This window comes from Brevundimonas sp. (assembly GCF_035627055.1).
In the GTDB taxonomy this organism is placed as follows: domain Bacteria; phylum Pseudomonadota; class Alphaproteobacteria; order Caulobacterales; family Caulobacteraceae; genus Brevundimonas.
In genome coordinates this window covers 99473-109968 of record NZ_DASPMM010000009.1, presented here as the reverse complement: position 1 = coordinate 109968, position 10496 = coordinate 99473, and the positions used below count along the sequence as shown (strand labels likewise).

Annotated in this window: 10 protein-coding genes and 1 pseudogene; 6 read left to right on the top strand and 5 right to left on the bottom strand. The window is 68.3% G+C overall.

All coding sequences use genetic code 11. The features are described from left to right. From VEA98_RS03770 to aguB, 6 genes and pseudogenes are all read left to right on the top strand, one after another. Nucleotides 1–140 (top strand): annotated as a pseudogene (locus VEA98_RS03770) (cell envelope biogenesis protein OmpA); the annotation flags it as partial. 186 nt (nt 141–326) lie between these two features. After that, a complete protein-coding gene (gene msrA, locus VEA98_RS03765; RefSeq protein ID WP_324811138.1) occupies nt 327–956 on the top strand; it encodes a peptide-methionine (S)-S-oxide reductase MsrA in 630 nt (209 codons plus the stop codon). Between the two features lie 196 nt (nt 957–1152). Further along, entirely contained in the window at nt 1153–3657 is a 2505-nt protein-coding gene (locus VEA98_RS03760; RefSeq protein WP_324811137.1) for a TonB-dependent receptor, read from the top strand. A 154-nt stretch (nt 3658–3811) separates the two neighbouring features. Further along, the gene (locus VEA98_RS03755; protein ID WP_324811136.1) at nt 3812–4813 is read left to right on the top strand and encodes an agmatine deiminase family protein; all 1002 of its coding nucleotides are present in this window, start codon (nt 3812–3814) and stop codon (nt 4811–4813) included. Between the two features lie 32 nt (nt 4814–4845). Beyond that, nucleotides 4846–5085, top strand: a complete 240-nt coding sequence (locus VEA98_RS03750) for a four helix bundle protein (RefSeq protein ID WP_324811135.1) — start codon at nt 4846–4848, stop codon at nt 5083–5085. 40 nt (nt 5086–5125) lie between these two features. Then, nucleotides 5126–5995, top strand: coding sequence for an N-carbamoylputrescine amidase (aguB, locus tag VEA98_RS03745; RefSeq protein WP_324811134.1), 870 nt, complete (start codon nt 5126–5128; stop codon nt 5993–5995). Here the strand turns inward: aguB and VEA98_RS03740 are convergent. The 5 genes from VEA98_RS03740 to VEA98_RS03720 form a co-directional block, all read right to left on the bottom strand. Beyond that, nucleotides 5976–6752 carry a PA-phosphatase gene (locus tag VEA98_RS03740; RefSeq protein ID WP_324811133.1) on the bottom strand — a complete coding sequence of 259 codons (777 nt, stop codon included), beginning with the start codon at nt 6750–6752 and terminating at the stop codon, nt 5976–5978. The genes aguB and VEA98_RS03740 overlap by 20 nt on opposite strands. Next, the gene (locus VEA98_RS03735) at nt 6749–7261 is read right to left on the bottom strand and encodes a hypothetical protein (protein WP_324811132.1); all 513 of its coding nucleotides are present in this window, start codon (nt 7259–7261) and stop codon (nt 6749–6751) included. Before VEA98_RS03735 ends, VEA98_RS03740 begins: the two co-directional genes overlap by 4 nt. A gap of 110 nt (nt 7262–7371) precedes the next feature. Continuing rightward, nucleotides 7372–7743: a ribonuclease gene (locus VEA98_RS03730; RefSeq protein WP_324811131.1), complete on the bottom strand. Its 372-nt coding sequence runs from the start codon at nt 7741–7743 to the stop codon at nt 7372–7374. A gap of 128 nt (nt 7744–7871) precedes the next feature. Then, nucleotides 7872–8924, bottom strand: coding sequence for a 1,9-bis(guanidino)-5-aza-nonane synthase (locus tag VEA98_RS03725; RefSeq protein ID WP_324811130.1), 1053 nt, complete (start codon nt 8922–8924; stop codon nt 7872–7874). Between the two features lie 114 nt (nt 8925–9038). Further along, the gene (locus tag VEA98_RS03720) at nt 9039–10304 is read right to left on the bottom strand and encodes a type III PLP-dependent enzyme (RefSeq protein ID WP_324811129.1); all 1266 of its coding nucleotides are present in this window, start codon (nt 10302–10304) and stop codon (nt 9039–9041) included. Between the last annotated feature and the right edge of the window lie 192 nt (nt 10305–10496).

Here is a 10496-nt window from a genome sequence, read left to right as displayed (position 1 = left end):
CGGACGCGCTGGTCTCCCAGGGCGTCAACGGCGGCGTGATCTCGCTGGACGGCAAGGGCGAAACCCAGCTGGCCCGCCCGACCGCCGACGGCGTTCGCGAGCCTCTGAACCGCCGCGCCACCATCGGCATCAACTTCTAGGACGGCTTTCCGTCCGGGCGCCGCACGAGGCGCCCGGACACGCCTCCCGGAAGGCCGAACGGCCAAAACGACAGCACCGCCGGTCCCTCTCGGGGCCGGCGGTCTTGTTTTTGGACGCTCATGGGGTGAACCATCCGGTCGCGGCCGCCGCCTGCTCCAGGCGTGGAGGCCGCGCGGAGTCCGCCGATGTCCCGCCGTTCGCTCTCCAGCCTCGCCCTTCTGGCCCTGGCCGCCTGTTCGCCTCAATCGGCGGAAAGCGCCCCCAAGGCGCCTGCGGCCGACGACAGCGGCCGCCGCGAGGTCGCGGTCTTCGCCGGCGGGTGCTTCTGGTCGGTCGAGGCGAATTTCGAGCGAATCCCCGGTGTGGTCACGGCGGTGTCGGGCTTCGCCGGCGGCTCGACGGCCGAGCCCTCCTACGAGCAGGTCGTTCGTGGCGGAACCGGCCATGTCGAGGCCGTCCAGGTGACCTTCGACCCCGCCCGGATCACCTATCGCCAGCTTGTCGACCGGTTCTGGCTGACCATCGATCCGACCGATCCCGACGGTCAGTTCTGCGACCAGGGTCCATCCTACACGACCGCCGTCTTCGCCAGCGCCGCCCAGAAACCTGCCGCCGAGGCCTCGCGCCGGGCCGCGGCCGCGCGACTGGGCGCTGCGCGCTTCGTCACCCCGGTCCGCGACTCGGCCCGCTTCTGGCCCGCGGAGGCCTACCATCAGGATTTCGCCCGCCGGAATCCGGCGCGCTACGGCGGCTACAGCCGCTTCTGCCGGCGCGCCGAGCGGCTTCGGGCGGTCTGGGGCGACGCGGCCGCCTGATCCCGGGGAACAAAGCCATCCACAGGCAATCCGCCCACAGCGGTGTGTCTCTCGCGCCACCCGCCCCGACTGTCATATCACTGTCACACGAATGTCGTCCCAGTTTCCGATGGGGCCCGTAGAGGGAGCGGGATTTCAGCCGGCCGAGGCCGGTCGCTGGGCGCGCAGCGCTCTTATTCATCGGGGATAGATGACAATGACGAACCGCAAACGCGTGTTCTGGGCGACGACCGCCCTCTTTACCGGCTTCCTGGCCGCCGGCGCCGCTTCCGCCCAGTCTTCTGGCACGGTCGCCACTGAAGCCACGGAAGTGGAAACCGTCGTCGTCACCGGCGCGCGCGGTCCGTTCACCATCGAGGGCGCCATCGCGGCCGAGACGGTCGCCAAGACCCGTTCGACGATCACCCAGGAGTTCATCGCCACCCAGACCCCGGGTCAGACCATCCTGCAGACCCTCAACCTGGTCCCGGGTCTGAACTTCGTGAACGGCGACCCGTACGGCAACTCGGGCGGCAACATCCGCATGCGCGGCTTCGACGGCAACCGCGTTTCCCTGACCTTCGACGGCGTGCCGCTGAACGACTCGGGCAACTACGCCGCCTACACCAACCAGCAGCTGGACCCGGAACTGATCTCGCGCGCCTCGGTCAACCAGGGCACGACCGACGTCGACAGCCCGACCGCATCGGCCACCGGCGGCACCGTCAACTACACCACCGCCCGTCCGCTGGATGAAGCGGGCTTCCAGTTCAACGTCTCCGCCGGCGAGTTCGACTATCGACGCGTGTTCGCCCGCGCCGACATGGGCGCGTTCGGTCCGTGGGACACGACGGGTTACCTGACGATCTCCTCGACCCACTACGACAAGTTCAAGGGCCCGGGTGAACTGGAGAAGACCCAGTACAACGGCAAGCTCTATCAGGACCTCGGCAACGGCAACTTCGCCAGCCTGGCCGCCCACTGGAACGTCAACCGCAACGCCTTCTACAACAACTTCATCAACAAGGCGCAGTTCGAAAGCGGCAGCTTCCTCGAGAACGACATCGCCTGCATCACGCCGGTCGCGGTGGCCGGCACGGCCCAGAACGAAAGCACCCAGTCGACCCGCATTCTGTCGGACGGCAGCGTGGCGACCGGCAGCTGCACCAACTACCACGGCATCCGGATCAACCCGTCGAACACCGGCAACCTGCGCGGCCAGTTCAGCTACGGCCTGACCGACAGCATCCGCTTCACCTTCGACCCCTCGTTCCAGTACACCATCGCCAACGGCGGCGGTTACGCCACCCTGCGCGAGATGGACAACACGCTGGATCACGCCGGCACCAACACGACCGGCCCGGGCGTCGACCTGAACGGCGACGGCGACGTGCTCGACACCGTCGGCATCTACAACCCGTCCAACACCAACACCCACCGCTACGGCATCATCAGCTCCCTGATCTGGGATCTGAACGAGGACCACCGCATCCGCGCGGCCTACACCCTCGACTACGCGCGTCACCGCCAGACCGGCGAGGCCGTGCGCATGGGCCGGGACAGCGAGCCGGTGAACGTGTTCTCGGGCCAGGAGCGCTGGGGTGACCCGGATGCGGCCATCCGCGCCATCGACGGCTCGATCCTGCAGAAGCGTGACCGTTTCTCGATCGCCCAGCTGAACCAGATCGCCCTCGAATACCGTGGCGACTTCTTCAACGACGCCGTCACGGTCAACATCGGCGCCCGCGCGCCGTTCTTCGAGCGCGACCTGAACCAGTACTGCTTCTCGCAGGACGCCTCGTCCAACGTGCGCTGCACCAACGAGACTCCGACCACGACGCTGGCCAACGGCAACGTCCTGTTCGCCACCACCGGCACGACCGAATACATCCCGCCGTTCTCGCAGACGGTGAAGTATGAGGACGTCCTGCCGAACGCCGGCGTGGTCTATCGCTTCGCCGAAGGGCACAGCGTCTACGCCAGCTACGCCGAGGGCATCTCGGTGCCGCGGACGGACAACCTGTACCAGCCCGCCCGCGCCGCCGACGGTTCGCTGAACTTCTCCACGGTGCAGCCGGAAACCACCAAGTCCTACGACCTCGGCTACCGCTTCCGGAACGACCGCACGGTCGCCTCGATCGCGGCCTGGTACACGGACTATCAGAACCGCATCGTCTCCTCGCGCGACAACGACCCGCTGTCGCCGTTCTTCGGCGAGTTCACGGAGCGCAACCTGGGCGCCGTGGAACAGAAGGGCGTCGACGCCCAGATCGGTTTCGAAGTGTCGGAACACCTGACGGTCTACGCCTCGGCCTCCTACAACACGAGCGAGGTTCTGGACGATCTGGAGATCAGCCCGGGCGTCTTCCTGCCGACGGCGGGCAAGAAGCTGGTTGAAACGCCGGAGTGGACCTACGCCGGCCGTATCGACTGGCAGCCGACCGAAGACCTGTCGATCGGTTTCCAGGGCAAGTTCGTCGATGATCGTTTCACCAACGACGTCAACGACGAGTCGTTCGACGGCTACACGGTGTTCGACATGGACGCCCGCTACGACCTGACGGAAGTGTTCGGCGTCCGCGACGCCTACGTCCAGGTCAACGTGACCAACCTGTTCGACGAAGACTACCTCGGCAACATCTCGACCAGCACCACCGGCCTGCGGACCGGCTCGCTGGGTTCGCCGCGCACGGCCGTGATCTCGATCGGCACCAGCTTCTAAGCCGGTCCTTCACGACTGAGACACGGGGAAGGGCGGTCCGGCGACGGACCGCCCTTTCTGCATTCGGGAGCCGCGCCCGCGTCCGCCCGTTGAAGTCGGGACTGCGCGTGTCTATCTGGCGCGGTCCCCCGCCCATTGAGGATCCCACCGCCCCATGCCTACGCCCGTCCCCGCCGAATGGTCGCCGCATCGGGCGATGTGGGTCGGCTGGCCCAGCCACGGCGAACTGTGGGAGGAAAACCTCGAACCGGCGCAGGCCGAGGTCGACGCCCTGGTGCGCGCCCTTGCGGGCCCCGGGCGGGAGCGGGTGCGCCTGCTGGTCGGCGACGCCGGAGCCCTGCAGGACGCCCGCGCCCGTTTCGACGGCGTGGCCAATGTGGAGGTTATCGACGGCCGTTTCGGCGATATCTGGCTGCGCGACACCGGGCCGATCTTCGGGCAGGGCTCGGCCCGGGCCGCCGCCTTCCGCTTCAACGGCTGGGGCGGCAAGTACGAGCTCGAACACGACGACACCGTCGCCGAACAGATAGGCGAAGCCTCCGGCGTGGCTCTCGACCGCCACGACTTCATCCTGGAAGGCGGCGCACTGGATCATGACGGCGAGGGCACGATCCTGACCACGCGCCAGTGCCTGCTCAATCCCAACCGCAACACCGCCTGGACCGAGGCCGCCGCCGAGGCCGCGCTTTCCACCTCCCTGGGCGCCCGAAAGGTGCTGTGGCTCGGCGATGGGCTTCTCAATGATCACACCGACGGCCACGTCGACAACCTCGCCCGCTTCGTCGCTCCTGGCGTGGTGGCTTGCCCCGTCGCCTGGGGGCGAGGCGATCCTAACGACGACGTCTACGCCGAAGTGGCTCAGACCCTGTCACAGATGACTGACGCCGAAGGCCGCCGGATTCGCGTCCTGCCTCTGCCGTCGCCCGGCTTCGTCGCCGACGAGGACGAGAAGCCGGTCCCGGCCAGCCACATGAATTTCCTAATCGCCAACGGCGCCGTGATCGTGCCCACCTACGGCGACGCCCGCGCCGCCGATCTGGCGTGTCAGGGCCTGAAGACGGTCTATCCCGACCGCGAGATCATTCCGCTGCCATCCCTCGCCATCCTCTCCGGCGGCGGATCCTTCCACTGCATTTCCCAGCAGGAGCCTGCTTAGCGTTGTTGAGTGACAGTGGTAGTGAGCAAGAGGTGAGCCACTCAGCCCAGAGCCACCGCGACCTCAAGGTCTGGCAGATCGCCCTGGATCTGACGGAGAGCCTGTATCGGCTCTCGAGCGCTTGGCCCAAGCACGAGCAGTATGGGCTGGTCAGTCAGATCAGGCGGGCTTCAGTCTCGATCGCTGCAAACATCGCCGAAGGGGCAGGCCGACGAACGACCGGCGAATTCATCCAGTCCCTCGAACTGAAGAAGGGAAGCCCGGGTCGATGAACGCCCTCATTTTGCTCACTAGCACTGTCACTGTCACTCCATGACCCGCACCATCTCCGTCGCCGCCCTCCAGACCTCCTATGGCGAGGATCTGCAAGCGAACATCGACAAGACCATCGCCCTGATCCGCGAGGCTGCGGGCAGGGGCGCGCAGGTCATCCTGCCGTCCGAGTTGTTCCAGGGACCATATTTCTGCGTCTCGCAGGAGGAGCGCTGGTTCGGCACGGCCTTCCCGTGGCGCGAACATCCGTGCGTGACGGCGCTGCAACCCGTGGCCGCTGAACTGGGCGTCGCCATTCCGGTGTCGATCTTCGAGCGCGAGGGGCCGCACTACTTCAACAGCATGGTGATGCTCGACGCCGACGGCTCGGCCATGGGCGTCTACCGCAAGAGCCACATTCCCGACGGTCCCGGCTATCAGGAGAAATACTATTTCCGGCCCGGCGACACCGGCTTCAAGGTCTGGAACACGCGCCACGGCCGCGTCGGGGTCGGCATCTGCTGGGACCAGTGGTACCCGGAGACGGCGCGGGCGATGATGCTGCAGGGGGCCGAGGTGCTCTTCTATCCGACCGCCATCGGCTCCGAGCCCCACGACAAGGAACTGGACACCGCCGATCCGTGGCGGCGGGCCATGCAGGGCCACGCCGTCTCCAATGTCGTGCCGGTCGTCGGGGCCAATCGCACCGGCGCCGAATACGCCACCGACGTGGGGCAGGTCTTCTACGGCTCGTCCTTCATCGCCGATCACCGCGGCGATCTGGTCGAGAGTCTCGGCCGCGACGAGGAGGGCGTGCTGGTCCACGCCTTCGACCTCGACTACATCGACCGCCATCGCGCCGCCTGGGGCTTCTTCCGCGACCGCCGCACCGACCTCTACGGCTCCCTGGTCACCCCACGGCCGGCATAGGACCCAGGGCCCGCCGTTCCGCGGCGCAGGCGGGGCTGGTCAGACCTTCGGCCCGGGCCGTCGCGACCTCCGTCCGCGCCGCCTCCAGCTCGGCCTGGAACGCCGGCGTCGCGGCCGCCGCCTCATAGACCGCCTGCCCCAGCCGGCCTCCGTCCTCGATGTCCGACGGCCAGTTCATGGCGCAGACGGCGCGGCTGACGCCGATCTCGCGGCCCATGGCCCGGGCCGCCTCGGCGCGGTCGGAGGCAAGCCTCGCGAACAGCTCGCCATAGGCCGCCCCGGCCACCGCGCCCATCGCGGGCCATGATCCCCCGGCCCGTTCGGTCTCGGTGAATCGCTGGCAGGCCCGGCGTCCAGGCTCGACCGCGATCGGGCGGGGCCTCGGAGGGGACGCGGCGAGGCGGGCGGTCACGGCGGCGGAGTCGACCAGCAGCCGGGTCATGACCCGCGTCAGGGCCGGCCGGGCCCGCGCCGACAGCCGCGTCCCCAGCACGCAGTCGAAATGTTGGGCCGCCTCGGGCGGGCGCAGTTCTGCGTGGGCCGTGGCCAGCCACCAGCGGTCGGTGTCCTCCAGCGCCCGCAAGGCCTGCGAGCGGGCCGGATCGCCCTGGTCTCGCCAGGTTCCGGCCTGATCGGCCAGCGTATCGATGCGGTCGGCCGTGAGATAGCCGTTAGGCGCGGCCGGGGCCGAGGCCGGCGGTCCGCCGACGCAGGCGGTCAGGACGGCGCAGGCGGCCAGGACGGCCGCCCGTTTCACCGGCCGGCGGTCCAGGTCAGCAGCACGCTGGTGGGCTCGCCCTCGACGCGGGTGGCGACGACGCTCAGCAGCTTGCCGTGGCCGTCGGCGCCATCGCCGGCTCCATAGCCCATCGAGTCGCCCCGGTTCATCGTGTTGATCGACTTCAGGCCGGCCGCTTCGGCCCTCTGCCGATAGAAGGCGACCACCTCGGCGGGGGTGGCTTCGGTGCTGAACTCGATGAGGCCGCCGGGGCCCTCGGGTCCCTGGGCCGCGGTGGCGGGCCGCTTCGGAACGCCGCCGGGATAGATCACCGCGAACGTCGGCGCGCCGTCGGCCGCGGGCGCGGCGTTCGTCGCCGGAGCCGACGGAGTCGGAAGTCTGCGCGACGTCTCGGCGTCAGCCGCCGGAGCGGCCGCGGTGTCTGCGGCGGCCGCCGGTTCCGCCTCTTCCACGGCGGGCGGGCGATCCCCGCACCCGGCCAGAACCATGGCCCCCACCATCGCGGTGGCCGCAAGACTGCGCTTCATCCCTGGGTCGTCCCTGAAACAGACTGTGTTGTTGGCTTCACCGTGGCGCAAGCCTGCGGCGGCGGCAAGGCGGGTTCGCGCCTCCCGTGGGGCGCAAGATGCCGCAAGGCTCAGCCCGTGGCGGCGTCGACGTCGTCGCCGGCCTCAGGCTTGCCCTCGGCGGGATCGCCGGCGGGGCCGGTGAAGTCCGAGCCGGTATTGTTGACCGGCTCGTCCGGATTGGTCCCGGACGGCGGGCGCGGGGCGGCGGACCGCATTCCCTCGGTAGCCAGGCTCTCGTTGATCCGGTCCTGGTCCGGGTCGACCTCCGAGCCCGACGCCGAACCGCCTTGCAGCGACCCCGCCCGGGTGTCGGAACCCATGCCGCTGCCGGACACGGCTTCGGTCAGGGCGTCCGGCGTGCGGCCCAGATCCGGCTTTTCGCCCATGTCGTCGGCCTCGCGGGCGTCCTCGGTCTGCTGCGGATGCTGCTGCTGGGTCATGGCGAACTCCTTCGCCCGGGTAAGCGAACCGCCGGGCGGGCGGTTCCGCCCGGGACCCGCCGCGAGACCGCCCGGACACAAAAAAGGGCCGGGAATGGCTCCCGGCCCTCACATCCGTCGCGGCTGCGTTATTTGCCGAACAGCTTGGCCCAGCGGCGCTTCTCGCGGGTCTTCCAGGCGCCCCGGTGATAGGCGTCCGAACCGATCAGCGGCACCACGGTCGTGGCTTCGGCGAAGACCATCTGCTCGTGGGTGGTCTGCACCTTGCCCCACGAGGCGGCCTCCTTGAGCGTCGAGGACGAACAGGCCCCGTCGCGCACGTCGGCCACGGTGATCTGCACCGCATAACGGTGCATCTCGGCCTCGACGCCGAGGATCTCGGCGCAGACGACGGTGTCCTGGGCGAAATTCTTCGGCACGCCGCCGCCGACCATGAACAGGCCCGTGACGCCCGCGGCGATCTTGATGTCGGTCAGTTCGCGGAAGTCGGCGATGGCGTCCAGCATCATATAGGGCTGGCCGGCGGCGGCCCGCTCCTTCTGGTGCTTGACCAGGCCGAAGCCCGCGGAACTGTCGACGAAGGCGGGGCAGAAGATCGGCACGCCCTCTTCATAGGCGGTCTGGATCAGGCTGCCGGGCTTCTTGGCGTTCCCCTCGGACAGCCACTTGCCCATCTCCCAGATGAACTCGCGCGAGCTGTAGCCGCGCGGCTCCAGCCGGTTGGCGATCTCCAGGATGGTGTGGTCGCAGGCCTGGAGCTCTTCCTCGTCGATATAGGTGTCGTAGATCCGGTCGATGTAGTTGTCGCGCAGGACGTTGTCGTCCACCTCGCCGGCGGCCTGGTAGTGTTTGAAGCCGAGGGCCTCGAAGAAATCCATGTCGACGATCGAGGCGCCGGTGGCGACGATGGCGTCGACCATGCCGAACTTCACCATGTCGCGGTACACGTGCATGCAGCCGCCGGCCGAGGTCGAGCCGGCGAGGATCAGCCACGGCGAGCAGTCCTTGTCCTCCAGCGCCATGTTGAAGATGTCGGCGGCCCGGGCCGTGTCGCGGCTCGAGAACGACATCTTGCGCATGCTGTCGATGATCGGACGGGCGTCGAAGCTGGTGATGTCCACGTGCTCCACGACGTTCTGGAGCAGTTGGGCTTTCTGGTTGGACTGAACGGGAGCGTTCATCGGTTTGGTTTCCCTTACAGGTGAGCGCCCGTCGTCAGGAAGAACAGCGGCCCGGACGGAGCGACGGGCCGCTGCTGATTGGTGCTCCGGCGTCTACAACGCGCCAGTGACGATTTAGCGGCGGCGCTGCTTCCGCTGGCCCGCCTTGCCCTTGGGACGGCTCAGGCGAACCACCTTGCGGGCCTGTTCCTCGGCCGAGGTGCGAACGGTCGGGATCGACCGCGGCGCCAGGCCGTACAGCGAGGCCATCGGGGCGTCCTCGACGGCGGCCAGCTCGTGCTCGCCATAGCCGTTGAAGCCGGTCGACATGGCCACGCCGTAGGCGCCCAGCATGCCGATCTCGATGAAGTCGCCTTCCTGCACATCGGCCGGCAGCCAGAACGGGCCCGGCATGTGGTCGATGCTGTCGCAGGTCGGGCCGTAGAAGCGGAACGGCTTCAACTCGGCCGAAGCCGCGCCGTCGCGGACCAGCTTGGTCGGGAAGGGCCAGCGCGAGTGGGTGGCGTCGAACAGCGAGCCGTACGAGCCGTCGTTCAGATACAGGGCGTCGCCCTTGCGCAGGTCGACGCGGCACAGCACCGAGGACGACTCGGCGACCAGGGCGCGGCCGGGCTCGCACCACAGTTCGGTGGTGTGGGTGACCGGCATCTCGGCGAAGCCGCGGTGAATGGCGTCGGCGTATTCGCTCATGTCCGGCGGGACCATGCCCGGATAGACCGAGGGGAAGCCGCCGCCGACATCGACGATGTCGACGATCACGCCGGCGCGGGTGATGGCGCGCCCGACCTGGGCCATGGCGGCCTCATAGGCGGACGGACGCATGCACTGCGAACCGACGTGGAACGAAACGCCCATCAGCCCGTCCTGAACCGCCTGGCGGGTGGCCAGCAGCAGGGACGGGGCCTGGTCAGGCGAGACGCCGAACTTGCCCGACAGGGAATAGGCCGCGCCGTCGGCCGACACCGCCATGCGCACGACCAGGTTCAGGTCGGCCGCGCCGCCGGTGGCGTCGAGGATCTTGGCCAGCTCGTCATGGCTGTCGAGCGAGAAGGTGCGGACGCCGAACTCGAAATAAGCCCGGGTGATCGCGCCGCGGCTCTTGACCGGATGCATGAAGGCCAGGCGCGCGTCGGCGCTGACCGAACGCACCAGTTCGACCTCGGCGAGGGAAGCGACGTCGAAGCCAGTGACGCCCGCCTCGATCAGGGTCTCGATGACCCAGCGCGAGGGGTTGGCCTTCACGGCGTAGAAGACGTCAGCCTTTAGATTGTCCTGGAACCAGCGCGCCGCTACGGAAACCGAACGCGGCCGCACGAGGGCGACGGGACGCTCAGGGGACCGCTCACGGACCAGGTCCAGGGGAAATTGGTACGTGCGCAATTCACGTAACCCCCTGTTGATTGTTAAACCCAGACCGGCGTTAGCAGCGCAAACGGTTAGACCACGGGGTCCGCCGGAGCGCGCGATATGGGGTCATAGCCCCGTCATGTAAAGCGGTTTTTTCGTGACAGAGCCGTAACTTGAACCCTGTTCGGCGGCGCGTAGGGTCACGCTTCCGCTGATGGGGGACTT